Raw genomic sequence first — 25,345 nt, 5'->3', positions numbered from 1 at the left:
TCACGGGCGCGGCAGTTTTTCCACCGCTGTCACACACGAGTGAGCCCGCCGCCGCTAACTGACGTCAGCGTCGCTCATCTCATGGGCAATTCTTGTCAAACTTCGCGTTGGCAACGGGACAGTGCCGCCCTTGCCACCTTCCTCAATCGTCTATTGCGCGAAATGCGCGCGGCACGCCCGGTCGACGGTCAAGGGCGATCGCCCAAATGACTGCAACTCGTTTCGTTAGTATCATAGCGCGCGCGGCGGCTTTTAATGCAGCTACACACGAGATGAGTCCGCTCTCGTAAAATGCCGCATCCATTCCGAAAATGGCAGTTGTTTCATCGGTAATGCTTGCGACCATGAGTGCGAGAAATGTGACTTCGACGCATGTACCTGCACGAATTGATCCTCAATGCCCGCCAAGTATGTGCGAAACGCGTAATGCATACCGCCATGCGTGCGATTGAGCAGATGCCCGATTTTGCTTGCGCCCGCTTTCGTCAGCACCTGAATGACGCAAGCGATCTTCATTCTCGCCGGGCCGATTGGATGTGCCCGAGACTTGCCACGCAGATCGGCTATCGAGACATTGAACGCGGCGGCAGCAAGGTCGCGAGCTAGCTGCCCTTTGCCGTATTTTGGCGAGTGCGCAACGCGGCGCGCGTATTCGCTCTTGATCCACGCGTAACGCTCGCGATCAGAAGCGAATTCAGGTAACGCGCTCTGAATTCGGGCAATAAAACTCGTTTGCGGCGAGCCATTATCGGCCGCCGCTGACATCATCAGCGTTGACATGGTGAGCTTTCCTTGGCGACACAGCTTGCGGTCAAACGAGCTATGCGCGCCAAAAGAATGCGCTTCCGGCTCTACGTCAAGAAAAAGTTGACAAGCAATTGAAAATACAGTTTGCGATTGTTCGAATTGTTCCTACTAACCATCTCGCGAAAACAAAAAATAAGCGCCATGAATGACATGGCGCTTATTCGGTAAAAAATCCCCGTAATTACACGGCGTGGAAAATCGCCATGGCGCGGCCGAGCACACGCGAATTGCCGACATCGACCGGCTGATTGTTGAGCTGAAATGCAGTCACGAGTTGCCCGTCAACCAACGATGCAATCACACGGCGGGCCTCGCGGCCTTCGGGATCGGCGACATAGTACAAGCCCGGCTCGTTGATCACGTTGCGGCTCTCATCGATCAGCACATAGTCACCACGACGCAGCGGCAGCCGTCAGGAAGCGCAGGGCCGTCGATGGGCGCGCGTTTGAATGCGCGAGACCGAAACACGCTTGCTGTCATTGACGCGCGTGGCTACCCTGCCTGCCAATGTGTACGTAGGTCCGCTTGTTACGCGACACGATGCTGAGCGCGTTGACCCCGCAAGATCGGGCGGGTGCGATTCGCCGTCGTCACAAGCGGCCACTGCTTGAAGTTGCGCATCGGCGTGCCGTAAGTCGCAGGGAGGAGCTGATGAAGCCTTCAGAACTCTGCCGGGCCGGGCGCCAGCCCAATTCGAACGGCGCAGTCTTTAGACGGACGTCAGGGACCAACTAACTCGAACGAAACGAGTTGGCCCAGCGCGCCCTCGATCCGCTCCCGCGCGACCGGCGCCATTTCCGCAGCGACCAGCGCCCGGCGCGCGCGTTGACCGCGGCCCATAGATTTGAAACGGCATAATTTTGAGGTGAGCCTAAAATCACTATAAGAATATATATCTATAGTATGATTAGGCTCACCTCGGGCTGATGTAAGCCCAATGGCGCTATAAGAGCCGGCCGACGAAGTGAGCCCAATCGCGCTATAAGACGCGGCGGCGAACATCATCGCAACCCGGCCATCTCGGCGGTATCGATAGTCGGCCGCCTTCCGGTTCTTGAACAAATCCGGATAAAGCCGCGCCGCATCCGCAGGCCATTCAGGAACCAACCCGCGCTCCATCATCGCGTCAATTTCGTTTGGCTCAACGTCAGTGACATGCAGGAGCGCGTCGACCGCAACCGGCAACGTCAGATCATCCAGGATAACGAATGCCTCCACCGGGTTCTGCCACGTTCGATTTACGGCCCGTGAACGGCCGAGCGCCTGCAAGACGCCGCCTTCAGCGATTGCCCGGCTGATCAGATTGGCAATCGGGTTATCGTAGGCGCTGCACAGCAACGGTCGTTCTGTGCCATCCTTGAATTGGACGACGCGCTGTTCCTTAAGCCGCTTGCCGACCGATACCGCTTTGCCCGTCAGAGCCGATCCGGATATCTCGATGGCCGCCGGGCTCGGCATCGGCCGGCCGATCGTGATCAGCACTTCAACATCGCCATAGTTGTCCAGGCCCTCGATGGCGCCGAAGTGGGCGGTATCGACGCCCGGGATGTCGTCAAAAACGTCTTCGACATGCTTCTGGGAGATCACCAACGTGCGGCGGCCGCGCGCCAGATGGATGACCAGTTCACGTAATCGATCGCGGCGGCCCTGCTGCTTCTTGAAGGCTTCTGGATGTGCTGCCTCATCCGGCAGCGCGAGGATTTTCTTGCCAACCGCAAGACCAACGATCTGCGTGATGCGCTCGTGCGGCGCACGGATGTTAATTTCCTGTAACATTGTGAGGTACGGCAGGTGATACCGGACCAGATCAATCTCCATGGTGGCGTCGGCGTGCAGTAGCGGCAATGCGGTGAACGTCTCGTGGATATCCTTCTTGCCGAGCACGCGAAGGTACCGAGTCGCGACACCCGACTCCGTCACGGTCTCGACCAGCAGACGGCCGGCAGTCTCCTGATCGCCATTCAGGAACTCCTCGAAGGCCTTCAGCATGCGGGCGCGGCGCCGCACTTGTCGCATGTATTTATACTGCTCAATCAATTTCGATCGCTCGTCTGCACTCGTATCCGGACGTAATTCGATCTTGACCATCCGCTTGTATTCGAGCTTGGCCGCCTCGGAATAGCTGATGTTCACCTGCCCGGCGTCAAATAGCGCCTGTCGTGTCACACGGCCGTCGGGCATCTGCATCAAGGTGGATTGCAGCTTCGTGCTAAGCTCGCGCAGTTGCCGCGTTTCGGTCCCCAAGATCTCATCTTTCTTGCGCACGGGATAAGCCGTGAGATTGTCGTCGCAGATTGCGCTGATTTTCATTCGCGTTTGACGGGGATCCTGAATGATGCCTTTCATCGAAAAGCCTTCGTCGACGATCACCAGGCCGAACGTGTCCTTGCCAAATCGGTTGAGCGACGCGAACATCACTTCATGAGGCGCGAATACAACATCAACGCATTTTGCTTTCTCGCGCTGCACCTGAAATGCACATTGGTCAAAAAACCGGCACCTACTACCTCCCCCGTCGTCACAACAGGTCTTCTGCACATCAGCGCCGATGCTATGGGCCGCCTTGACGGCCTCCAGGTTCTGGCAGAGCGGTTGGCCGGTCTTCAAATCCTTCGCTTCGCGCGACTGATAGATCGCTGTTGAAACGCCGAGCGCACCGAACACGGCCAACAGCTTGTCGCTTGCCTCATCAGCCAGCCGATGTGTCGGCACGAGAAACATAACGCGATACAGCGAATGGCCTCGACGCTTCTGTTCCAAGACAAATCTGGCGGCGCCTTGCCGCATCTGTTCGGACTTGCCACCTCCCGTCGTGACCTTGAGGGCACCATGCTGCGCGGGTTCGTGGTTGAGATCCATCAGGCCCGCTTGCGGCGCCGGTGTCGCATGAAATTGCAGAGCTTGATTGACGAAAAGATCGATGATCGCGCCCATCTGCTCGCGTGCGGCATCCACCAATACCGCACCACCGTGATCCTGCCCTTGTTCGAGAGCGACAAACATATCGTTCATCACTGCACCACAGGCAGGGTGCTATCGAACGGAAACAGTTCGGCCGACTTATGCGCCGACACGACAATACGAGCGAGACTGCCCCACGCTTGCGTGCATTTTTGTGCGGCCGCGATACCGTCTTCGCAATCGACCATCACGGTCAACTGCTTGATGTTGTGATAACGAGGCTTCGGGAAACAGGCGATCCCATCCACGGATAGCACCGACCATGCCGGGCCTAGGCCGCACATCATTGCGGCCAGTGCCGCTTCGATCGTAGTCGCAATTGTCAATTCGCCTGGGACCGATAGCTCCCCGCCGAGCTTAATGACACCGCAGGAACGCCCGATTATCTTCCGCTCGATCACGGTGGCGTCGATGCTGAGCGCAGTCAGGTGAACCGCGACCGGCTCGCCTGTGAGGACATCCTGCACATAAGCAACGAGGCAAGGCAGATTGCGGTCGCCAAATGGGCAGGACGGGTGAAAACGAAGCACATCATGCGCCGCCTCCGGCACCGTGAGCTCGAGGCCAGTGAGATATTTCTCGGCTAGTGAACCACGTAACGGCTGCGCCGTATCGAATAGCTCGATGGCCTGTTCGACCAGGTCCGTCTCGTCGGCGTCAGTATCGAATAAAACTGCAAGAGAGCAAATAGATGCCAGCCGGTAGTCGGATCGCCACGTCGTCGACGCCTGATCGGCGAGATAGAAAAGCGTGCCAGCGCCAATCTCAGTCGGCGGACAATTTTCGAGCGCCTGCCACTTGGCGGCGGTTTCATCAAAATCGTAGCCAGGATATTTCTGCGACCATCGATCGAACATCGCAAAGCCGGCGGCTGAGCCACCCGTTGCAGCGAATATGGCCATGGCGATCCGGTTCCATTCCTGCCAGTTCACGCCGGCATGATTGGGGATTGCCATGATTGCCGCTTCGATTTCTCCGAGATCGCCAGCGACCTGAGCCTCGTCTTGGCGCTGAAAGTTGGCCTGCGACGGCGCCGCTTTGGGAGCACGAGCCGGCGGTTTCTTCACTTCCTTCTTGGACACGCGCTCAATCAGCCAGCCCGGCGCATGGGCAATAGGTACGTCGTTCTCCCAGCGGTATTCACCAATGTCCGGCTTGATGCTGGGCGGCGCGATCACCATCCCACCATCACCGCGAACGTCGACACCGGACGCGAGTTCGCTGGTGCTATTCTTGATGTAGATACCGGCGCCGGGATGCAGAAAATAGCGGTGTATTGACCCGCTGGGGCTCACCGCCATGCGGGTTTCAGGGAGAGGCCCATGCTCGGCTTCGAGCGCCTGGATCGAAGCGAGGCCATCGACGCCATGGCCAACGACAGTGTCGGCCTCGACGACAAAGATTCCCGATTCGGCGCCGGTGACGATGGCAACATTGGCATTGGGCCATTTGCGGAAGTCCGCGCGAATGAGTTCGGGATCGGTGGTCTTGCCCCATTTGGCGCCGCTGTGTTCCTGCGACTTGTGAGACTTTTTTTGGCCGGGCGGCGCAGGAAAAACCTCCCAACCCATGGCCGCATATTTGAGAGCGGCCACGGCGCAAGCGCTTAGCTGGCGGGCGGGACGCAGAATGCCACGGAGAGCGGCGCTCCTCGGGCGTGCCGTTCTTTCAGGGGGAGCGCTGTTATGCATTGCGCACACTCAAGGCACAGCTCAGTTCGAGCTCTGCCATTCGGCTGGCGTCCCTGCGATTCGTTGCCTCGAAATACGCGCGTGCTTCTGCCTCCGAAACATCCGTGTCCAGGCCCTCCGGGCCGATCGCGTAAACCATCAGTATGCGAGCAGCTGCATAGTTATTGACCACCATGGCATAATACTTCGAGCTTGCCGGCAGGGGATTGGGAATCGCGCCGCCCATAGATGCGCACTTAATTTCGACACGCCCTGCGAGCCGGAACCGATAATGACGATGCGGAAAACGCTCAAAAAACTTGTGATCTCCGGCACGGATCTGCTCGAACCGACTAATCTCCGCGCTGGTCAGAGACATTTCAGTATAATCACCCATGGCGCACCTCCTTCGGGGCTGACGATTTCGACTGGGCGGCTTGCTCACGCGATCGACGCCATGCGTCGGCGGCCTCGCACGAAATCAACGTGCGAGCGCCTACGTTAAAGGTTGCGGGCATCAAGCCTTTGGGCTTTTGCTTATAGAAAAGCTGCTTGCTGATGCTATGACGCGCGCAGAATTCGTCTACGCTGTAGGCGTCAACATTGTCCTGAAATTCGCGTTGATTGGTAGAGTGCATTGATATGCTCCGTGGTTGGTGGGAGTGAGGCTTGTGATCGCCCAACTCACATGGAGCCCTATCAATATACTCGCGTTTCCCGTTGTCACCGACGTTGGTGTTTGTAAGTGGCCGAAAATGACGATTAATGTTTGTAAGTCAGCTGACCGATGATGAAGTGAGGCATCATCGCCTCGAGAGGCTCAGCTCGCCAAAGCAAACACGTTGTCACCGTCCGGCAGCGTGGATTGCAGCAACGCATCGCGGCAAATCTCGTCGCTGTGTTCCACGATATACTTGGAGTAGTGAGCTTCAATCATGCGGACGCTGGTGTTGTGCAGTGCCGCCACCACTCTGGTCGGCTTGTTCTTGAGCAGCATGCGAACGATGCTTGAATGCCGCAACGCGTACATCGTTACGATCTCAGGATCGAGTCCGATAGCCGTAACAGCCGCGCTGACCTCGCGGTGATACCGCTGGCCCGGGTTGTCGCCCCAAGGACTGCCATCGCTTTGAAGCAGTAGTGGTGCGTCGTCAGCGCGGCCTGTCGCAGCCAGCGCGAGTTTGGCCGCCAGTTGTGGCGTGATCGGCACAGAATAGCGTTCAGTTTTCTTCGCGCTGCGATTTCTGCCACCGCCCTTTGCGGATTTAGGCATTGCCAGCTTCGGCTGCACCGGATGATCGCGCAAGTCGGCGACGCGCAGGCGGGCGGCTTGGCTCGGGCGCGCGCCGGTAACTGCCAGCGTTTCAGCAAGCAGGCCGAACTGATGGTCCAGCTCGTAGGAAGCGGCAACAAACTCGCGGGCCTTGTCATCTGAAATGATGATGTTCCGCGCCTCTTGCGCGTTCGGCAGAATGGCAAGCCCGACTTCCCATGCCTGCCGGTTCTGTATCCGATCATCGTGTTGTGCCGCCAGCTCCAGCGCAGCACAAAGACAACGACCAAGTCTGTTGATCGTGGATGCCACCATCTTGTCCAGGAAACCATCGCGCCATTTCTTCAATTCGACGGGCGTCAGCAATGCCACTGGTTTGGCCAGGAGCGCGCTGGGAAGGTGTCGGCGCGGCCAGTCGGCGTTGTAGGGGTTGGCATTACGGGCTTCCAGATCGGCTCTGTAGGCCGTCAGCGCGGCATCCACGGTGATCGGCGCATTGTCGCCGCAGCCATCATCACCGCGCGCCAGTGCTTTGGCCCGATCCTGCGCCTCGAAGAACGTGAGAATGGTGGTGCCATTGCTTTCGTCGTGGTCGTCGGCTTGGGCTATGGCCTTCGTCCAATACGCGCCGTGCCCATTGCTTGCCTTGAGCACCCAAGAGCCGTTGCCCTTGTTGCGACGATACTGAAGCGATGCACCGCGCGCGAGCGACGGACCCCTATAAGGCTTACGACGACCGTCCAGTTTCAATCGAGCGGTACGTGTCTCAAGACTGGAATGACGAACCTTGCGAGCCATGTTGGGTCCCGGTTTTGTCCCAGGGATGGGAGCGAATGCCAATGAACGCGCATGGCATCATATTGGGATACACCTAGAAGAATCAAGGAGTTACGGTTTCCACACAGGTCTCTGCAGGTCCACGCGTGTATTTATTTTCCCTGCGCAGTGGCTTTACGGCTTATGACGCGCTCTCCCCGGTGAGACGGCCTCTATTGCCACCGTCGCCCCTCGGAAGCGTTAGCTCCCTTAAGGCTTGACGCCGTTACGGGCGCCAGGACCACACGCTTTCGCCGTACGCTTCAGCCGCGACCGTCCATCGCAACTGTCACGTCCACCGCGACCCGCCCCTCGTTGTGACGATGGCCAACGCCCCTCTGAGTGGGACGGGATGGGTGAGAATGTGCAGGTGATTTGGCTCGAAGGAAAGAGAAATATTTTTGATTTTCGGAAATTATTTACTTGACACGACTTCCGTAAAACCGAATTGACTTGCCCCGCTTCGCCAAGGCTACGCCGGGCGCAGCCGTCGGGTCAATTTGTCGCGGGAAAGCGCAGGACCCATTGCAAGCAGGCGGACCCGATCGATCAAGCTTGATAATTCTGTTCAGATGCCCGTTAACCCGTTGGGGACATAATCGACCAAATAGCAGGCCGCCAACCGAGGTGGCTTGACTGCAGAAAGTACACTCATGTTGGTTGCTGACCTTGTGTTCTGGCCGGCCGTCGCCTGTCTTGCCGCGTGCAATCTTTATTTTGGTCCGCGCATCAGGAGCGCTCGCATGGCCATGCAGTGGGGGCTCGACGGCGAGCCAACCTGGTACGCACCCAAGGCGGCGGGGCTCTGGGGCATGGTGGCGCTTGCCCTTGCAGTTCGATCGCTGATTTGGGGCGCTTCGACTTACGCTCCGGAAAAAGTTCACGGCGCTGAAATAGGCTTGCTGCTGTTCTCGGTCATCATTGTCGCGGTTCATGTGGTGACACTCAGACGAGCCGCGCGAGCAAGTTAGGCCACCGCCAAATTCAGCATACGAATTGAACGAAGGCGTAATCCGCCGTTCGTGCCTACACCAGCAACAGTTTGCCTGATCGAAATCTCCACGCATCAATCGCAGGCGGCGCCGATCGTTCGACATGACCGCCATCGACATTGCAGCCGCAAAGGCGGATTACGCCTGCGGCTCAATCTGCCCTACGGCGTAAACCTAAGTATCATCGCCTCAAACGAATGTAAGGCACTGATGAACGTCTGTGCAATGGCCCGATCCGCCCCTCTGCGAGAGGTTGCAGTTCGACGGCGTTATGCCGTTCGAACCGGGATTGAGCGGCGGAGCCGAGAAGGCCGCACACGCTGAAGCGGCCAGGGCATTGGCTCGGTCAGTTGCTTACCAATGTGAGCGCTGGGCGGAGCACCGCGAAACCTGCAAGAAGGAAGCATTGTCATGGACGTCATCATCCAGAAGATCAACGGCTTGTGGCACCTCATCGTCGGGTCGTGTCAGATCCGGACTCCGTTCCTCGAGACGCAGCACCGCTCGCTGGTCGTTGCCTACGCCCGCCAGGTCTACCCCGGCGCCAAGGTCCTCGAACGCGACTGAGCACCCACGCAGATCAAGTGCGCTGCGCCAGCGCTCGGACCCGTTGATCGGCTAGCTGAAACCTGCATCCAGAGCGTTGCCGTTGAGCTCGGCCAATGTCTCAGTTGGGTCATTCGCGTCGATGCTGGCGTGCCCGTCGATGTCCGCTCACCGGGGCAACTCGAGCATGCCGACCGGATCGTCGGCAGCCAGCGCGCCACGCGCGGCCTCGTACATCATAGTGAGGCTTTCGTTCGTGGACGCCTGATAGTCCACCGGATTACCTCACGAAAAAGCCGCCGCTGGGTTCGCTGAGCGACGGCCTTAACTCAAGCGTGACCACCAGAAGGTCACGAGGATCGTGATGGATCTTGGTTAACAAAACAGCAAGGCTGCTGTCCTAAGATGTAACTACTCGCTTATGGGGGCCGGAATGACCGAATACGTCATCACGGAAGTTGGCCATCATCAATGGCTCGTGTTTGCGAATAGGCAGAGCATTGCTTTTTGCGCCGACGAAAACGAGGCGGTGAAAGCAATGACCGAACATAGCGCACGCAGCCGTCAATCACGTGGGTCTGCGCAAAATTCGCCAGAACAAAGCCCGCCGTCGCGAACCAGCGGGCTTGATTCACCCGACTCTTAGATTTTCCGCGGACGTTTTGCCCCGGTTGCTCATTTCTTCATAGCTCACCTTGGCACCCTCATTGAGGCTGCTCAGGCCGGCTTTCTCAACAGCTGAAATGTGGACGAAAACATCCTTGCCGCCGCCGTCGGGTTGGATAAACCCGTACCCTTTGGTTGCATTAAACCACTTCACTGTCCCTATCGCCACTTCAGTATCTCCCGCTAATGAAAAGGTGGGATTCAAACACGCGCGATTCGTTGGCCAAGCTGGTGGCACGTTGGTGGCAAAAAGCGGGCGCTATGACGATTTTGCGACGGCCTTGCCCTAGGCGTTACGAGATCATTACCGTCTGAGCCTTCGCGTGTGCGAGGCCAGCCGCCGCCGGTTGCGCTTCCTGATCGATCGGCGCCGGCGCTTCATGACGGCTCCCTCTCGTCGTGCCAGCGCTTGTAGTAGAGGACCTTGAAGTCCCGCAGCATCTTGGCCTGCTGCGTGACGGCAAAGGTGGAGAGTTCCAGCGCGCGAAAGCCAGCCCGAGCTTACAGGCGTGCTCAAACATCTGGCCGATCACGTCCATTGTGGTGCCATACAAATGGGCAGCTTGAGATTAACCAACGCTAATCTACCCTAGAGATTGGAGCACCCGGTGGCGCGTGTGCTGGCTTACGGCCAGCCTAAGGGTAGGCATGGAAAATGGCCTTAGACCCGGAAGAGCTTGTTGCCCTGACCAATCACGGCATCATGAAACTTCGTTCCGCAGTGGCGCGAGGGATGATGTTGCCCCCCGAAGAGCGCGATGCGGCGGCGATAATCGTCCGAAAAGGCGCCCTGGCACAGTCGACCCTCGATTTCGAGCAGATCAAGCAGCTTGCGGCGCGGTGGAAGCAGGAGGAGCAGCCCGCACCTTCCAGCCAGACCACCCCATGCCATCGATGAAGAAGGATTATGTCCGAAAGCTTTTGGCCGTCTTGCTGATCAGCGGATTGGACCAGTCATAGTCGGTGTCGCGGGTCGTGGAGATAAACGGGCCACTTTAGAGCGTGCTATGGAGCGTTACCTCCTAAGAAGGGGCGTTTTAGCCGGGACTTGGATGGTGTGGGACCGGCTGAAGCGCGGTCCCGCGACTAGGGATGATCGTGAGCTCATTCGGCTGTCGCGAGAAGAAGCTGATGCTGAGTTTGCGAGATTGATTGGGCGGGGTGACCGCGATGCCCCCGAGCCATCGGCTACACCTAAGCCATCGGCTAAGTGGGTAATAAGCTATGGCGGGCTGACGATTGAATGCCGTGACGAGCACGATGCTAAGAAGGTGGCGGGCGATCTCTACAGGAAGGGGCATCGCGTTTCCGCCAGGAGATGCAAACCCGAGCGGTCTATCGAGCCAAGTCAAATGCGCGGTTGGCTCTCGGAAAAGCTCCCGACAAAGGTTAAGCATAAGCTCCACTAGCCTAACCCCTGGGCATTTTCCAAAATCCGCCGAAAATCGGGCCCTGAGGCACGGCACATGTGTCGCAGATTAGATGCCACCCACTCCGCTATTTGACATGGGTCAAGATCAATCTGAGAGTGATCATCGTCAGGCTCGACTTCGCCTAAGGTGTTGCGAGGTCCGGTATGGGCCCATGAGCGGACAATAAGTCGCCCGTCACTGATGTTTGCTAGACGGGGTAGCGCCACCGCAGAGCGCGGCGGACGACAACCAGCGCCAGTACATTTGCTGGGAGGCTAGGCCAAAGGATGGCCGGGACCGATAACGCGATGCATGCGTGGATCAGGTAAATGACCTGACCGACCAGGCCCGCAAGCAGCCCGACTCTGGTCCAGCCCGATAGTGTTCGCGGTATCCAATCATCGGACTCGCCGACCAGGTATGCTGCGATCCATGCCGACAAGGACTCCATGGCCTGCTGTAACACCCGCTCCTTCACGGGCACTTAAGAACTCGCACTGCCCGGCAGCGACGAAGCTTACCCGTGTCTTCGCACGTAAAGCGCGATAAACCGGTCGATCATCGGGTTGATCTGCTCCGGCACTTCCAGCGACAGGAAATGCCCGGAGCCGACGGCCTTGGCCGTGACCAGTTGCGGGCACAGCACCGCAAAACGATCCAGATCCGCGAGCCGATGGGCCGCTTCGATGTAGAGCACCGGGGCCTGGCACGCCTGGGCGCACTCACGCGCCCGATGCACATCCCAGGGGAACAGACTTGTAAACGTGGACACCAGCACGTGCTGTGGCGTCGCCAGAAAGGTCTGTTCAACATGAGCGCGGCATCTGTCGGTCGGCAGACAGGAGTCCGCCACAATTGTCCGCACCTCGCTCGCAAAATCGGCGCCCCGTAAGCCTTCCAGATATCCGGCGAACACCGTCCCTGCTGAGGCAGGGAAGAGAACCCCCGAATCGAGCAACACCAGGCCTGCAGGAAAGTCCGGATAGCGGGCGGCGATTTCGAGCGCCATGTTGCCACCCATGCTTTGACCCACGATGACCGGATTTGTGATCTGCTGCTGGTTGCACAGCCAGACGAGATCATCGGCGAAGCCTTCGATCGAATACGCCTGTTGTGGCTTGTCGCTCTCACCATGCCCCCGCAGTTCGGCATTCAACGCCCGACCTTGACGGGCGAAATACTCCATCTGCGGCGCAAAATGCGTGCGATCCCCGCCCAAGCCATGGACGAACAGGAATTGAAGCGGTCCCGCCCCGGCGATGTCAAAGGACAGCTGCACGCCATCATGCGCGAGTTTCATGGGGCATCTCCAAATCACTATCCCGTCGAACAGTACCTTGCCAATCTCCACTGCTAGCCGCAGCAGCGGATACCCAGGACGAGGAGTAGCAGAACCAGCAATGGGCGTATTTTATCTTCTTCGACGTGAGAGGCCATAGCATTCGCACCGAGCGCCGGATGGATCGAACAAAAGGCCATGGTGACAACTGGACACCTTCGGCGCTTCCGCACTTTCTCAGCGGGGCGTCCGCTCTACCATTTAAGATGGACGTCGCCGATCCGGTTGCCATGTCGGCTGTGGGTCATGCGCGTCGATGCTGGCGTGCCCGTCGATGTCCGCTCACTTGGGCAGCTCGGACCTGCCGGGCGGACCGCGCCATGGCCAACAGGTGCCAACAACGGACCTATGCACTCCAACAAGCTCACTCAATCACTTCGTCGGCGCGGCCAAGCAGCGAAGTTGGTACACCTAGGCCCAACGCCTTTGCTGTCTTCATGTTGATGACGAGTTCGAATTTTGTGACTTGCTGGACCGGCAGGTTTTCCGGCCTTTCGCCGTTCAGAACCCGGCCAAGATAGTCGCCCACCTGCCGGCGGGCCTCGGCGTAGTTCGGTCCGTAACTTACCAATCCGCCATCAGCAGCGAATTCACGAATTGGATAGAGTGCCGGTATGCGGTGTTGAGCTGTCAGACCAACAAGGCTTTCGCGGTTTCGAAGCATCAATGCGTCAGCCGAAATCAACAACGCATCCGGCCGCACGCCAGCCATCCTTGCGAAAGCCTCCATGAAATCATCGGGGCCTCCTGTCTCGACACGGAGCAGCTTCACTCCCAAGATATCAGCCGCCAGTTCCAATCTCCTCAGAGTGTCCTCATACCCTGATACGAGGCTTGTTGGATTATAGAAGAACCCAATGGACTTCGCCGTCGGCACCAGTTCACCAAGCATCTGCAGCCGTTTGGCCATTACCTCTACATTGAGAACTGAAACCCCCGTCGCGTTGCCGCCCGGTCTGTTCAGGCTTACGACGAAACCGCTTGCGACAGGGTCAAAACCGGTCAGAAAAATGATCGGAATTGACGTGGTGGCGGCCTTGGCGGCCATGATTGAAGGCCCTGCAAACACAGCGATGGCATTTACTCGATGCCGAACCAGATCACGGGCCAACTCACCTAATCGGTCCTCGTGACTATCGGCGCAACGGTATTCAAGCGCGAGATTTCGGCCCTCGACATAGCCCATTTCGGCCAAGCGGTCCTGGACCGAACCAAAATTTCTCCGTGCCCCCTCGAGCGATCCGACGTCAAGGACGCCCAGAGCCCGCAAAGCCGCCTGTTGTCCCAGAGCAGGAAGCGACCACGCGGCCGCGCTCCCAATTGCAGCGATGAACTCGCGCCGCCTCATCGATTTTTCCTCGGCCCACGACCGGCATTGTAGCCACTCCGACCGGCCAACAGGAAGTAGCCAGATTGAAGTCCAATAACGTTGGTCATTCGCGTCGATGCTGGCGTGCCCGCCGATATCAGCTCACGGGGGCAGCTCGGACATGCCGCGCGGATCGCGCCATGGCCGACAAGTGCCAGCAGCGGATTCATGCACTGCAGAAAATTGCATCCCTATTCAATCACCTCATCAGCGCGGGCTAGCAGCGCCGGAGGCATAATAATGCCAAGCGCTTTGGCGGTCCTCAAATTGATCACCAGCTCGAACCTGGTCGGTTGTTCGACCGGCAGGTCGGCAGGCCTTGCACCCTTGAAAATCTTGTCGACGAAGGCGGCGGATCGACGAAATCCATCACGTAAGTCAATCCCGTACGTCAGAAGAAAATCTGTCTCAGCATACTCTCTTGCGGCAGCGATTGCCGGCAGCCGATCTCTGACGGCCATGACGCCAATCTGTCCACGAAAGTTGAAGAGCACGCCATCGCTCAGTACGACGAGCGCCTGCGCGCGCTCCCTCACCATCGTCGCGAACGCTTGTTCGAGTGCGTCCAGCCCGCGTGCTTCGGCCGGGACAAGGGTCAAGCCCAGCGCCGGGGCAGCCTCCCGCATCGACGACAGCCGGGCGGGATTGGGCGCAAAGTCCGGATTCCACAGAACGCCCACGCGCGAGACGTTGGGCAGTGTGTCCTTCACCAACTCGAGCCGCTTGACATGTTGCTCGCCGCCCGTGTCCTGAGCGATCCCGGTCACGTTCCCGCCGGGGCGCGCCAGACTGGCGACGAGCCCGGCACTGACTGGATCGGCACTGCTGGCCACGACGATCGGGATGGTCGTGGTCACCTTCATGGCGGCAACCGTATTTGTATTGTTCCCTGCAACGATGACGTCGACACCGAGCCGGACCAGGTCTGTGGCGAGCGCGGATAGCCGCCCCATCTCGCCATCGGCAAAGCGGTACTCGATAGCGACATTCTCGCCAACGCGGTAGCCGAGGCTCCGCAGGCCCTCTTCGAACGCCTTCATGAGATGGAGCGATCGTTCCCGCGAGGTGGTTGCGAAGTAACCCACCCGGTAGACCCGCCCTGCGGGCTGCTGCGCGCGCGCGGCCAGCGGCCAAGCCGCCGCAGCTCCTAGCAACGTCATGAACTCGCGTCGCCGCATGCATCCCCCAAGAACACGTCTCGTCCCGGGCCTAAAGCCTAGCACTTTGCGAATGCGCTGCGAGTGAGAAATGGCGCCCGACCGGCCTCAGATACTGGTCAGGCTCGGATGTCTCAGTTGGGTCATGTGCGGAAGTCATCGCCTGCATCGGCGGGGGCCGCTCCCATAATCGGAGGTGATCGGTTCGGCTCCGCAAGTCTGACAAGCGCCACAACCGGTCCTTCTTCCTCCTTCGGATTCGCACGAATTTGGGGTAGGTTGCCGCGAGCCGGCAGCCAGGGCGCGCCGCAGTCCCGTTGGTTCGCTGGTGCCGATGGCGGCCGAAGAATTTCAGGTCCAGTGGCAGGCGGCGAATGCCGCGGCCGTTCGCGTGTTGGCGTGCGCCCGCCACTGCGTTGCGATTTCGCAATCCTCATTTGGGAGGATAAAATGCGACGGCGCGATTTTGTTTTCGGTTCCTCGGGCGCGGCTCTTGCGATGCTGGACAGCGCGCGCGCCCAACCGGTTGGGCGGGTATGGCGCGTGGGCACTGTCGGGCCGGAGCCGCGTGACAGGGGGCAGTATTTGTTCGACGCCTTCTCACAAAAATTGGCCGAGTTCGGCTACCAGCAAGGGCGCAATGTTGATCTGACCGCACACTTCACTGAAGCTCGCATCGAAAAATTCGCGGAGCTTCTTGGTCCCTTGGTGGCCAATCTCGACCTTTTGGTTGTTTGGACCACGATCGGCCTCATCGCCGCCAAGAAAGTTGTTCCTCCCGCTCTGCCAGCAATTTTTCTTGGTGTGGGCGATCCGGTGCGCATAGGCGCGGTTCAGAGCCTTTCGCACCCTGGAGGAAACATGACCGGGGTGACATATGAGTCGGCGACCGAGACATGGGCAAAGCGAATTGAGCTCCTCAAGGAGATCGTGCCCGATCTCGACAGAGTTGGCGTTCTCAAAGCGGGAAATGATCCAAATTCAGTATACGCCATGGCTTCGCTGGAGCCTTGGCTGCCGGCACTCGGCGTCACATTGGTGGCCGTGGATTTTACGTCGACCGATGAGCTGGACGCTGCATTCTCTGAAATGATGCGAAACAACGTCAAAGGCGTGTTGGTCATTTCCGGAGCTCTTACGTTCGTCAACGGCAAGCGGATTTCGGAGCTCGCTTTGGAGCATGGATTGCCATCCGTTCACGGATTCAGGGAGACCGTTGCATTGGGAGGATTGGTGAGCCTCGGACCGGAGCTGGTCGCAATAGCCCGGCAGGGCGCGCGGCTCGCAGACAAGATCATGAAAGGGGAGAAGCCGGCCAATATCCCCGTGGAAGAGCCTACCGTTTATGAAGTATGGCTCAATTTGCGCACCGCGCGCGCACTCAACATCACGATACCAGCGTCCGTTACCGCCCGCGCCGACCGTGTGATCGAATGAGCCACGAGGTCCGTGAGGTGGATTGAGCCGCCCTGCCCGAAGATTGGTGCCCGCCATCAACTACCGCGCCGGCGCGTGCCGAGTGACGTTCATCACAGTGGCACCGTGCAGGTAGGTGTAGATCACGAACGGGGACGGATGGGACCGCCCGACTGCGAACAGGGGATTATCGGCTATGACAACAAGCTCCGACGACCATTGTAGCGACTTCAGAGATGCCGACCATAATTTGCGTCGCGCGCGCATAGCCGGTTATGTGCTGCTTACCGGTCTTTCTCTTGAGGTTGTGAGCTGCATAGTTTGGTTTCATGGCGTAGAGACCTTAGCTTCGTTGATATGCGTCGCGTTGGTGGCTGGAGGTGTCGCGGGCGAGATCTTCTTTGAATACAAGGCCAGACTGGCTCACAAGGGCACGCCCATCGTCGCTGCACCACCCATCAGCAGGGTTGATCAGCCGGCGCCAGACCGCAGCTATTCGAGGAGCAGCGTGAACAGGACAGGCCTGCCCTTCAGCATCGGGCTCGGCGAACTCCTTCGCAATCGCAATACGCCGTCTTCGCCGAACAATTCCAGGCCACGGTCGCCATTTCCTGAACGAACTCGCAGAAGCCTGCCGCTGCGCCGCTGGCGAGAGCGCTTTGCGTCAAGCTAGAATAGCTCGTCGGAGCCGACCGGTCCGGAAGCCCCCAGAAGGGTGCGCGGGAGCCGGACCATCGCACAGGCAGCGCGTGTAAGCGCCCGCTGGACGGCCGGGTTTTGGCTATTAGAATACATGCGGGGAAACGAGGGATAGCCAATGCTGTTCAAGCGATTTCGACGGGCCGTCGAACCCAGTCCCAGCAAATGGAAGCGAATAGAGGAAACACCGATACCATTGAGCCTCGGCCGGATTTGGCTCGTTGATATTGATGGCAGTATCACGCGCGCGATGGCGTTTACCTGGCCGATCCTCAAACGCCGCGAGCCGCGCAAATATCGGTTTTGGATGTCCCGCGAGCCTCACGCACGAGAACCTTCCGCTGAGGCGATCGCAGCTCTCAAATCGCTCAAAGCCAAATAGACCGGCGCCGAGCCTCTGTCACGGAAAGCGCGAGGCTATCTCAATCGCCAACCGTGCGCTCTGCATCGCCAAACGTGACATTTTCTCGAGCAAGCTTCGCTGCTCGTTGGCGAGCTTGTAGAGACGAGCGGCCTCCTGCTCATCCTTTGGCAGACCGCCGCGCCCTTCTTCGTAGAACAGCCCGAGGTTTTGCTGCGCTGTCGGATTTCCCTGCTCCGCAGCCAGCTTGAACAGGCGAGCGGCTTCGCCTTCGTCCTTCTGCAGACCACCCAGACCTTCGGCGTAGAAGTGCCCGAGACTGACCTGGGCGCTGACGCTTCCCTGGTCGGCGGCGAGCCTGTAGAGGCGGGCGGCCTCGCGGTCGTCCTGTTGCAGTCCGCCATGACCCTGCCTGTAGAAGAGCCCGAGGTTGAATTGCGCGGCCGGGTTTCCCTGCTCCGCAGCGAGCTTGAACAGCCGAGCGGCCTCGCGCGCATCCTTCCGCAAACCGCCCAGGCCATCGTCGTAGAAGTTCCCGAGACTGAGCTGAGCGCTGGCGTCGCCCTGGTCAGCGGCGAGCCTGTAGAGGCGCGCGGCCTCGCGTTCGTCCTTTGGCAGTCCGCCATGACCCACGCTGTAGAAGAGCCCGAGATTGTACTGCGCCGTCGCGTCTCCCTGATCCGCGGCGAGCCGGTAGAGGCGAGCCGCTTCCCGCGCATTCTTTTGCAGGCCGCCGAGACCCTCGTCGTAGAAATACGCGAGATTGACCTGCGCACTGGCGTATTCCTGGTCAGCGGCGAGCTTGTAGAGGCGGACGGCCTCGCGGTCGTCCTTTGGCAATCCGCCACGGCCCTGGTCGTAATGGACCCCGAGATTGTATTGCGCCGTGGCGTCGCCCTGGTCCGCAGCGAGCCTGTAGAGGCGAGCGGCCTCGCGGCGATCGTGCGGCAGTCCGCCAGCACCCTCGCTGTAGAAGTGCCCGAGATTGACCTGAGCGCTGGCGTATCCCTGATCGGCGGCCAGCTTGAAGAGGCGGGCGGCCTCTTGGTCGTCTTGTTGCAATCCGCCACGGCCCTCGTCGTAGAAGACGCCGAGGTTGTATTGCGCGACGGGATTTCCCTGGCCCGCAGCGAGCTTGAAGAGGCGCGCGGCTTCGCGGTCATCGTTCGGCAGGCCGCGCCCTTGCGCATAGACGATCCCGAGATCGACCTGCGCGCCGGCGTCTCCTTGGTCAGCGGCGAACTGAAGGATACCAGCGGCCTCGCGGTCGTCCTTTGACAGTTCGTCACCATCCTGCTGATGGTGCACCGGATCGTTTGACAGCGCCTGCGTCGCAGCGCCATAGGCCAATGGAAGCGCAACCACGAGCACAGCTGTGATGGAGAACAAAGCCCGCTTGTTCATGTTCGTCTCTAAAGCCAATTTGGCTGGATCAAGGGAGAAATCATTGCCGGCGACTGGCCGGCGCGGCCGACCGGACAATTAGTCGCGTCCAGTGCCAAGCCGGTTCAGGGACCGGCCATTGTCGCGCGCGGGGCGATCGGGTTGAGCTGCATGCTGCGACAGCGGAGGCTCAGGTGTTCGGGAGCCACCACCCGAATATCGCAACAACGACGCACGCAGCCAGGGTGATCAAATTCCAACCCATTGAGATCCAGTAACGGACCGGCGCTTCGTCTTTCTGAAAAATCCAGGTCTCGTAGTCCAGAATATCCTGGCCCTCGAGCTCGATTCTTCTTTCGACGAGGCCATTCCAGAACCTGCGGCCGCAATCGAAGCAAAAATAGATCGCGACGAGGCGAGCGACGATCTCACAAAGGAAAAACTGCATCCGACACCCGTCATCAAGCGCTGCCTCGATGACCGGGCCGCAATCGGCCGGGTCACGCCAGTCATGGCAGCGCGCTACTCGGTTTGGGTGTAGCCGGAACCGGTGTTGGTTCAATTGCAGGAACGATTTGCGGACCCCGCGAGCGCCGGGCGAGGCGATCAATCCGGGCGGATCATCTCGAACATGTTTTCCGGCTTGATCTCGAAATAGTCGCCGCTGCGGCCGGCGCGGACGATCGGGCGGGCCATCGCGGTCTGGTAGACGCCGTCCTTGATCATGGCCTTGTCGATGTGGACGGCGACGACTTCGCCGAGCGTCAGCCACGCCTGCGCCTTATCGCCATTGGCGCCCTGCAGCTGGATGATCTGGGTCAGCCGACATTCGAACGCGACCGGGCTTTCGGCAACCCGCGGCACGTTGACGAGCCTGCCGGGCACCGCCGTGAGGCCGGCGATATTGAACTCGCTGACGTCGCGGGCGACGTGGGCCGCGGTGGCGTTCATCTGCTGTGCCAGATCCTTGGTGGCGAGATTCCAGACGAACTCCTTGGTCTCCTGGATGTTGGCGGCGCTGTCCTTCCAGTTGGTGGAGGAGAAGCCGATGATCGGCGGCTTGTAGCAGAACGCGTTGAAGAAGCTGTAGGGCGCCAGATTGACGTTACCCCCGGTATCGCGCGACGAAATCCACCCGATCGGGCGCGGCGCGATGATGGCGTTGAAGGGGTCGTGCTTGAGGCCGTGGCCCTTGGCGGGTTCGTAAAAATGCAGGTCTTTGGGGCTCTTGGCGTCCATTTTCCGGTGTTTCCTTCAATCGCAGGGTCGGCAAAGCGTAGCCTTCCCGCCAACTTTATTGAAGTAACAATGGTGGGCACGGCGCATGCGCCTTTGCCCACCCTGCGTCGGAAATCCGGCTATTTCGCCTTCCGCGGCTCCAGCGCGCGGAACAGGAAATCGATCATCTGGTCGATCGTGGCGGTCGGCTTGTTGACGGCCTGCGCGATCATCTGCGGGTGGAAAAAGCGGATCATGCCGGTGCAGGTGCAGAGCGCGGCCAGCGGCAGGTCCGGGGCCTCGAACTCGCCCGACGCCACGCCCTGCCCGATCACCTCGCCGATCATGCCGGTGACGCACTCGATATGGGCGACGCAGACGTCCCAGTCCTCCTCCATCGCGATCGCGACCATCTCATGCAGCTTGTTATCGCCGACATAGCGCTCCGAGTTCATGCGATTGATGGTCGTGAGCAGATCACGCAGCCGCTGCTTGGCCGGACCGGGTTTCGCCACGATCCGCCGCGCCTCGGTCTCGACCTCGCCCATCAGGGTGCGCGCCACGCCTTCGTGGATCGACTTTTTCGAGTCGAAGAAGCGATAGACGTTGGCCGGGCTCATGCGCAGCTCTTTGGCGATGTCGGCGACCGTCGTCTTCTGGTAGCCGAGCTGCCTGAACAGACGCTCCGCCACTACGAGAATACGCTCCCGCGTGTCGGTTTCCACATTTTCAGCAATCAGCGTCATGTCAGAACCAATGTTCAATTATTCCGCCGCGTCGGCAAGCGGAAATGCGAGTGGAGACGTGCTCAGCTCCTTGGCGGCATGTTGCGGCGCAAGATCGGGCTGCTTGGCTTGGCCGCTTTCTTCCAGGCTCTTGCGGAACCAGAGCGCGTAGAGGCCCGGCAGGTACAGCAAGGTCAGGAAGGTTGCAACGAACAAACCGCCCATGATGGTGATCGCCATCGGGCCCCAGAAGGCCGAACGCGACAGCGGGATCATGGCCAGGATCGCGGCCAGCGCCGTCAGGATCACGGGGCGGGCACGCCGCACGGTGGCTTCGACGATGGCCTCCTTGCGCGTCATGCCATGGGAAACGTCGGTCTCGATCTGATCGACCAGAATCACCGCGTTGCGCATGATCATGCCGGCCAGCGCGATCAGCCCGAGCAGCGCCACGAAGCCGAACGGCTGGCCCGCGATATTGAGGCCGAGCGAGGCGCCGACGATGCCGAGCGGTGCCGTCAAGAACACCAGGATCAGGCGCGAGAAGCTCTGCAGCTGGATCATCAGCAGCGTCAGCATGACAAGCGCCATCAGCGGAAACAGCACGGCAATCGAGGCGTTGCCCTTGGCGGATTCCTCGAACGCGCCACCCGGCTCGATCCGGTAGGCCGGCTCGAGGCTGTCGCGGATCTGCTGCAGTTTCGGCCAGATCTGGTTGGTTACGTCGGGCGCCTGCACGCCGTCGGCGACGTCGGTACGCACGGTGATCGCCATGTCGCGGTTACGCCGCCACAGGATCGGTTCCTCATGGGCGTATTCGATTTTTGCAATTTGCTGCAGCGGCACGGCGACGCCATTGCGCGAGGTGACCGTGAGGTCGCCGACATGGCCGAGATCGAGCCGCTCGGAGGGCACGGCGCGGGCGACCACGCCGACCTTCTCGATGCCGTCGCGGATGGTCGTCACCGGCGCGCCCGAGATCAGCATGCTGAGCGCCTGCGAGACGTCCTGCGGGGTAAGACCCAGCGCACGGGCACGGTCCTGATCGACCACGAGCTTGAGGTAGGGCGACTGCTCGTTCCAGTCGAGCTGCGGCTCCAGGGCATTGGGATTCTGCCGCATCACGTCACGCACCTGATAGGCGATGTCGCGGACCTTGTTGGGGTCGGGGCCGATCACGCGGAACTGGACCGGGAAGCCGACCGGCGGGCCGAAATTGAAGCGGTCGATGCGCACGCGCGCCTCGGAGAGGTCGCCGCCGGCGACCGCCTTCTCCAGCCGCGCCTTGATGCGCTCGCGGGCGTCGACGTCCTTGGAGACGATCACGATTTCGGCGAAGGCCTCGTTCGGCAGTTGCGGGTTGAGGCCGAGCCAGAACCGCGGCGAACCCTGGCCGACATAGGAGGTGTAGGTCGCGATGTCCTTGTCGTCCTTGAGCAACGCCTCGGCCTTCTTCACCGACTTCTCGGTGACGTTGAAGGCGGTGCCTTCGGGCAGGCGCAGCTGCAGGAACAGCTCGGGGCGTTCCGACAGCGGGAAGAACTGCTGCTGGACGTTGCCGAAGCCGACGATCGAGAGCGCGAACACGCCCACCGTCGCCACCACCACCTTGATGCGGTGGTCGACGCACCACTGCACCATGCTGCGCAGGATGCGGTAGACGCGCGTCTCATAGACCGCGTGCGGATCGTGGTTGTGGTGGACCTTGATGTTCGGCAGCAGCTTGACGCCGATATAGGGTGTGAAGATCACCGCGACGAACCAGGACGCCACCAGCGAAATCGCCACGATCCAGAAGATGCCGCCGGCATATTCGCCGACCGCGGAATTGGCAAAGCCGATGGGGAGGAAGCCAGCGGCCGTGACCAGCGTTCCCGTGAGCATCGGAAACGCAGTAGATTCCCAGGCAAAGGACGCCGCGCGGACGCGGTCCCAGCCCTGCTCCATCTTCACCACCATCATCTCAACCGCGATGATGGCGTCGTCGACGAGCAGGCCGAGCGCGATGATCAGCGCGCCCAATGTAATACGGTGCAGATCGATCGACATCGCGTTCATGACGATGAAGACGATTGCCAGCACCAGCGGCACCGACATGGCCACCACGATGCCGGTTCGCCAGCCGAGCGCCAGGAACGAGACGAACAGCACGATCGCCAGCGCCTCGACGAAGGAGTGCACGAACTCGCCGACGGCACGCTCGACCACCTTGGGCTGGTCGGCGATCTGCTCGACATTGATGCCCTGCGGCACCGCCTTCATGAAGTCATTGGTCGCGTTCTCGACTTCCTTGCCGAGCTCGAGGATGTTGGCGCCCTTGGCGGTGACCACGCCGATACCGAGCGCGGGCTTGCCTTCCTGGCGCGCCTTGAAGGTCGGCGGATCGACGAAGCCGTGGGTGACGGTGGCGATATCGCCGAGGCGGAAGATCCGACCGTTGCTCTCGACCGGCGTTTCTGCAACCGCCTTGGCGCCGTCGAGCGCGCCGGTGACGCGCAACGGCACGCGCTGCGAGGAAGTTTCCACCGTGCCGGCCGGCGTGACGTTGTTCTGCTTGGCAAGCGAGTCGAACAGCGCCTGCGGCGTGATGCCAAGCGTCGCCAGCTTGGCGTGCGAGAACTCGACGAAGATGCGCTCGTCCTGGGTGCCGTAGAGGTTGACCTTGGTAACGCCGTTCACCTTCAGCAGCCGCTGGCGCATGCCTTCGGCCGCCTTCTTCAGCTGCGCGTAATCGGCGCCGTCGCCGGTCATCATGTAGAGGATGGAATCGACGTCGCTGAATTCGTCATTGACGTTGGGGCCGAGCAGGCCCGCCGGCAACTGGCCCTGCACGTCGGCGAGCTTCTTGCGCAGCAAATAGAACAGATACGGCACTTGCGCCGGCGGCGTCGAATCCTTGAACGTGACCTGCATCGCGGTGAACGCGGGCTTGGAATAGGTCTGCACCTTCTCGAAGTAGGGCAGCTCCTGCAGCTTCTTCTCGATGGGATCGGCGACCTGGGTCTGCATCTCCTGCGCGGTGGCACCCGGCCAGATCGCGGAGACATTGACCACCTTCACGGTGAAGAACGGATCCTCGGCGCGGCCAAGCCGCTCGTAGGAGAAGTAGCCGGCCACACCCAGCGCGATCATCAGGAACAGGATCAGCGTCGGATGGCTTACCGCCCAGCCCGAGAGATTGAAGCGTTTCATGTCACTCTCCAACGTTTTCCGTTGTTACCGACCGCGGATCAGAACGACAGCGACGAGACGACCCGGACCTTCTGGGCCGGATCGAGCTTCTGCACGCCGAGCGCCACAACCTTGGCGCCTTCAGGCACGCCGCCGGTGATGACGACGGAATTGCTCTCGTAGGATTTCACGACGACCGGCTTCAGCGTCACGGCGCCGGCATCGTCCACGATGTAGAGCGAGGGATTGCCGCCCTGGCTGTACAGCGCCGACAGCGGCAGCTTCGCGACGTTCTCGGTCGCGGGGTCGGACAGCGTCAGCGTTGCGGTCATGCCGAGCGAAACGCTGTCGCCGGCGCCGGGCAGCGAGAACTTTGCCAGATAGGTGCGCGTTGCCGGATCCGCCGTCGGCGCGATCTCGCGCAGTTTTGCGACGTATTTCTTGTTGGCGTCCGACCACAGCGTGACGGAGGCGGCGCCATCCTTGGCGCGGCCAACAAGCGTTTCCGGGATCGCGACCACGGCTTCCTTTTCAGCAAAGCGCGCGACGCGGACCGCGGTCTGGCCGGAGGCGACCACCTGGCCGGCGTCGATAAGGGTCGCGGTGACGACGCCGCGGGTATCTGCGACCAGCGTCGCATAGGAGAGCGAGTTCTTGGTCAGTTCGACCGAACGTTCGGCACGATAGAAGCGCGCGCGGGCCTCATCGGCGGCGGCGCGGCTCTGATCCATTTGCGCGTCCGTGGTCCAGCCCTTGGCGCGCAGATCCTTGGCGCGCTGCTCGGACGCGGAGGCCTGCGCCAGCACGCCGGTCGCGGCGCGGTATTCCGCTTCCGACTGCTCGGCCTGCAGCTTCAGATCGACTTCATCGAGGGTGGCGAGCGGCTGGCCGACATCAACGGTCTGGCCGACCTCCACGAGGCGCTTGGCGACCTTGCCCGGGACCCGGAAACCCATGTCGGTCTCGATCCGGGGCCTGATGGTGCCAACAAAACTGCGTTCCGGCGTTTCCGCCTCGTAATGTACGGTGGCGACCAGAACCGGACGCCCGGGAGCGGCCTTTTCGGCTGCCTTTTCATTGCAGCCGGTCAACGAAAACACAGCCAACGCCAGCGTCGCTCCGGTCAAGAGCCTGTAATAGCTGGAAAAAATTGATCGGGCGAACATCGAATTCTCCATCGGCTATATGCTGATGAAGATTATTGAATGTTCACTGACGAATGTCAATATTCGTCAGTGAACACCAATTCGTGAGTTAACGGGAGTTAAGGAGTCCAAATCTCCCGTCGCCCCTGCGAACGCAGGGGCCCATAGCCACCGATGGTCGCGGTTACGAAAGCCGCTCGCCAGCGTGCCCCTTTCCCG

General features: G+C 60.3%; 22 protein-coding genes. 6 read left to right on the top strand and 16 right to left on the bottom strand.

The features are described 5' to 3' along the window. Window positions 1-261: 261 nt before the first annotated feature. The 6 genes from ABIE49_RS29775 to ABIE49_RS29750 all read right to left on the bottom strand — a co-directional run bounded on the left by ABIE49_RS29775 (window position 262) and on the right by ABIE49_RS29750 (window position 7,509). Window positions 262-780, bottom strand: a complete 519-nt coding sequence (locus tag ABIE49_RS29775) for a hypothetical protein (protein ID WP_192738430.1) — start codon at window positions 778-780, stop codon at window positions 262-264. Window positions 781-988: 208 nt separating this feature from the next. Beyond that, entirely contained in the window at window positions 989-1,192 is a 204-nt protein-coding gene (locus ABIE49_RS29770; protein ID WP_192738429.1) for a hypothetical protein, read from the bottom strand. 335 nt (window positions 1,193-1,527) lie between these two features. Next, entirely contained in the window at window positions 1,528-3,819 is a 2,292-nt protein-coding gene (locus ABIE49_RS29765) for a hypothetical protein (RefSeq protein WP_192738428.1), read from the bottom strand. Continuing rightward, entirely contained in the window at window positions 3,819-5,363 is a 1,545-nt protein-coding gene (locus ABIE49_RS29760) for a bifunctional DNA primase/polymerase (RefSeq protein ID WP_192738427.1), read from the bottom strand. The genes ABIE49_RS29765 and ABIE49_RS29760 overlap by 1 nt, the downstream gene beginning before the upstream one ends. An 88-nt stretch (window positions 5,364-5,451) precedes the next feature. Further along, on the bottom strand, window positions 5,452-5,835 hold the full coding sequence (locus ABIE49_RS29755) for a hypothetical protein (protein WP_192738426.1): 384 nt from the start codon (window positions 5,833-5,835) through the stop codon (window positions 5,452-5,454). Window positions 5,836-6,258: 423 nt separating this feature from the next. Continuing rightward, a complete protein-coding gene (locus ABIE49_RS29750; RefSeq protein ID WP_192738425.1) occupies window positions 6,259-7,509 on the bottom strand; it encodes a site-specific integrase in 1,251 nt (416 codons plus the stop codon). A 671-nt stretch (window positions 7,510-8,180) separates the two neighbouring features. On the opposite strand from ABIE49_RS29750, the gene ABIE49_RS29745 reads away from it, so the two are divergent. The 3 genes from ABIE49_RS29745 (at window position 8,181) to ABIE49_RS29735 (ending at window position 9,711) form a co-directional block, all read left to right on the top strand. Beyond that, window positions 8,181-8,498: a DUF1648 domain-containing protein gene (locus ABIE49_RS29745; RefSeq protein ID WP_192738424.1), complete on the top strand. Its 318-nt coding sequence runs from the start codon at window positions 8,181-8,183 to the stop codon at window positions 8,496-8,498. Window positions 8,499-8,930: 432 nt separating this feature from the next. After that, a complete protein-coding gene (locus tag ABIE49_RS29740; protein WP_192738423.1) occupies window positions 8,931-9,086 on the top strand; it encodes a hypothetical protein in 156 nt (51 codons plus the stop codon). Between the two features lie 412 nt (window positions 9,087-9,498). Further along, complete coding sequence (locus ABIE49_RS29735; RefSeq protein WP_192738422.1) at window positions 9,499-9,711, top strand: hypothetical protein; 213 nt, start codon at window positions 9,499-9,501, stop codon at window positions 9,709-9,711. Here the strand turns inward: ABIE49_RS29735 and ABIE49_RS29730 are convergent. Beyond that, window positions 9,697-9,900 carry a cold-shock protein gene (locus tag ABIE49_RS29730; RefSeq protein ID WP_192738421.1) on the bottom strand — a complete coding sequence of 68 codons (204 nt, stop codon included), beginning with the start codon at window positions 9,898-9,900 and terminating at the stop codon, window positions 9,697-9,699. The two genes, ABIE49_RS29735 and ABIE49_RS29730, sit on opposite strands and share 15 nt — an antisense overlap. A 486-nt stretch (window positions 9,901-10,386) precedes the next feature. Here ABIE49_RS29730 and ABIE49_RS29725 point away from each other — a divergent pair, with 486 nt between their 5' ends. Then, a complete protein-coding gene (locus ABIE49_RS29725) occupies window positions 10,387-10,629 on the top strand; it encodes a hypothetical protein (protein ID WP_192738420.1) in 243 nt (80 codons plus the stop codon). Between the two features lie 1,031 nt (window positions 10,630-11,660). On the opposite strand, the gene ABIE49_RS29720 is transcribed toward ABIE49_RS29725, so the two are convergent. The 3 genes from ABIE49_RS29720 to ABIE49_RS29710 form a co-directional block, all read right to left on the bottom strand. After that, a complete protein-coding gene (locus tag ABIE49_RS29720) occupies window positions 11,661-12,443 on the bottom strand; it encodes an alpha/beta fold hydrolase (protein ID WP_192738419.1) in 783 nt (260 codons plus the stop codon). 403 nt (window positions 12,444-12,846) lie between these two features. Next, on the bottom strand, window positions 12,847-13,830 hold the full coding sequence (locus tag ABIE49_RS29715; RefSeq protein WP_192738418.1) for an ABC transporter substrate-binding protein: 984 nt from the start codon (window positions 13,828-13,830) through the stop codon (window positions 12,847-12,849). 212 nt (window positions 13,831-14,042) lie between these two features. Further along, entirely contained in the window at window positions 14,043-15,029 is a 987-nt protein-coding gene (locus ABIE49_RS29710; protein ID WP_192738417.1) for an ABC transporter substrate-binding protein, read from the bottom strand. Between the two features lie 429 nt (window positions 15,030-15,458). On the opposite strand from ABIE49_RS29710, the gene ABIE49_RS29705 reads away from it, so the two are divergent. Next, window positions 15,459-16,445 carry an ABC transporter substrate-binding protein gene (locus ABIE49_RS29705; protein WP_192738416.1) on the top strand — a complete coding sequence of 329 codons (987 nt, stop codon included), beginning with the start codon at window positions 15,459-15,461 and terminating at the stop codon, window positions 16,443-16,445. A gap of 796 nt (window positions 16,446-17,241) precedes the next feature. Further along, entirely contained in the window at window positions 17,242-17,505 is a 264-nt protein-coding gene (locus ABIE49_RS29700) for a hypothetical protein (protein ID WP_192738415.1), read from the top strand. An 18-nt stretch (window positions 17,506-17,523) separates the two neighbouring features. Here the strand turns inward: ABIE49_RS29700 and ABIE49_RS29695 are convergent, their stop codons facing one another. From ABIE49_RS29695 to ABIE49_RS29670, 6 genes are all read right to left on the bottom strand, one after another. Then, on the bottom strand, window positions 17,524-18,888 hold the full coding sequence (locus ABIE49_RS29695) for a tetratricopeptide repeat protein (protein ID WP_192738414.1): 1,365 nt from the start codon (window positions 18,886-18,888) through the stop codon (window positions 17,524-17,526). Window positions 18,889-19,057: 169 nt separating this feature from the next. Continuing rightward, entirely contained in the window at window positions 19,058-19,477 is a 420-nt protein-coding gene (locus ABIE49_RS29690; protein ID WP_192738413.1) for a hypothetical protein, read from the bottom strand. Continuing rightward, a complete protein-coding gene (locus tag ABIE49_RS29685) occupies window positions 19,474-20,106 on the bottom strand; it encodes a flavin reductase family protein (protein ID WP_192738412.1) in 633 nt (210 codons plus the stop codon). Before ABIE49_RS29685 ends, ABIE49_RS29690 begins: the two co-directional genes overlap by 4 nt. Before the next feature lie 119 nt (window positions 20,107-20,225). After that, on the bottom strand, window positions 20,226-20,831 hold the full coding sequence (locus ABIE49_RS29680) for a TetR/AcrR family transcriptional regulator (RefSeq protein ID WP_192738599.1): 606 nt from the start codon (window positions 20,829-20,831) through the stop codon (window positions 20,226-20,228). An 18-nt stretch (window positions 20,832-20,849) separates the two neighbouring features. Then, window positions 20,850-24,002, bottom strand: a complete 3,153-nt coding sequence (locus ABIE49_RS29675) for an efflux RND transporter permease subunit (protein WP_192738411.1) — start codon at window positions 24,000-24,002, stop codon at window positions 20,850-20,852. A 38-nt stretch (window positions 24,003-24,040) separates the two neighbouring features. After that, window positions 24,041-25,147 (bottom strand): efflux RND transporter periplasmic adaptor subunit, encoded by a 1,107-nt coding sequence (locus ABIE49_RS29670; protein ID WP_192738410.1) that lies wholly within the window; start codon window positions 25,145-25,147, stop codon window positions 24,041-24,043. Window positions 25,148-25,345: the final 198 nt, after the last annotated feature.

The organism is Bradyrhizobium sp. OAE829 (assembly GCF_040546575.1).
Taxonomy (GTDB): Bacteria; Pseudomonadota; Alphaproteobacteria; order Rhizobiales; family Xanthobacteraceae; genus Bradyrhizobium.
Note: the sequence above shows the minus strand (reverse complement) of the source record. Positions and strands in the feature narration are given on the sequence as shown.

Excerpts from the sequence above, each read along its gene's own strand:
- ABIE49_RS29775 (WP_192738430.1), bottom strand. The coding sequence starts at position 780 with ATGTCAACGCTGATGATGTCAGCGGCGGCCGATAATGGCTCGCCGCAA.
- ABIE49_RS29725 (WP_192738420.1), top strand. The coding sequence starts at position 10,387 with ATGGCCTTAGACCCGGAAGAGCTTGTTGCCCTGACCAATCACGGCATC.
- ABIE49_RS29735 (WP_192738422.1), top strand. The coding sequence starts at position 9,499 with ATGACCGAATACGTCATCACGGAAGTTGGCCATCATCAATGGCTCGTG.
- ABIE49_RS29715 (WP_192738418.1), bottom strand. The coding sequence starts at position 13,830 with ATGAGGCGGCGCGAGTTCATCGCTGCAATTGGGAGCGCGGCCGCGTGG.
- ABIE49_RS29685 (WP_192738412.1), bottom strand. The coding sequence starts at position 20,106 with ATGGACGCCAAGAGCCCCAAAGACCTGCATTTTTACGAACCCGCCAAG.
- ABIE49_RS29670 (WP_192738410.1), bottom strand. The coding sequence starts at position 25,147 with ATGTTCGCCCGATCAATTTTTTCCAGCTATTACAGGCTCTTGACCGGA.
- ABIE49_RS29680 (WP_192738599.1), bottom strand. The coding sequence starts at position 20,831 with ATGACGCTGATTGCTGAAAATGTGGAAACCGACACGCGGGAGCGTATT.
- ABIE49_RS29750 (WP_192738425.1), bottom strand. The coding sequence starts at position 7,509 with ATGGCTCGCAAGGTTCGTCATTCCAGTCTTGAGACACGTACCGCTCGA.
- ABIE49_RS29710 (WP_192738417.1), bottom strand. The coding sequence starts at position 15,029 with ATGCGGCGACGCGAGTTCATGACGTTGCTAGGAGCTGCGGCGGCTTGG.
- ABIE49_RS29755 (WP_192738426.1), bottom strand. The coding sequence starts at position 5,835 with ATGGGTGATTATACTGAAATGTCTCTGACCAGCGCGGAGATTAGTCGG.
- ABIE49_RS29720 (WP_192738419.1), bottom strand. The coding sequence starts at position 12,443 with ATGAAACTCGCGCATGATGGCGTGCAGCTGTCCTTTGACATCGCCGGG.
- ABIE49_RS29695 (WP_192738414.1), bottom strand. The coding sequence starts at position 18,888 with ATGAACAAGCGGGCTTTGTTCTCCATCACAGCTGTGCTCGTGGTTGCG.
- ABIE49_RS29740 (WP_192738423.1), top strand. The coding sequence starts at position 8,931 with ATGGACGTCATCATCCAGAAGATCAACGGCTTGTGGCACCTCATCGTC.
- ABIE49_RS29675 (WP_192738411.1), bottom strand. The coding sequence starts at position 24,002 with ATGAAACGCTTCAATCTCTCGGGCTGGGCGGTAAGCCATCCGACGCTG.
- ABIE49_RS29765 (WP_192738428.1), bottom strand. The coding sequence starts at position 3,819 with ATGAACGATATGTTTGTCGCTCTCGAACAAGGGCAGGATCACGGTGGT.
- ABIE49_RS29705 (WP_192738416.1), top strand. The coding sequence starts at position 15,459 with ATGCGACGGCGCGATTTTGTTTTCGGTTCCTCGGGCGCGGCTCTTGCG.
- ABIE49_RS29700 (WP_192738415.1), top strand. The coding sequence starts at position 17,242 with ATGCTGTTCAAGCGATTTCGACGGGCCGTCGAACCCAGTCCCAGCAAA.
- ABIE49_RS29745 (WP_192738424.1), top strand. The coding sequence starts at position 8,181 with ATGTTGGTTGCTGACCTTGTGTTCTGGCCGGCCGTCGCCTGTCTTGCC.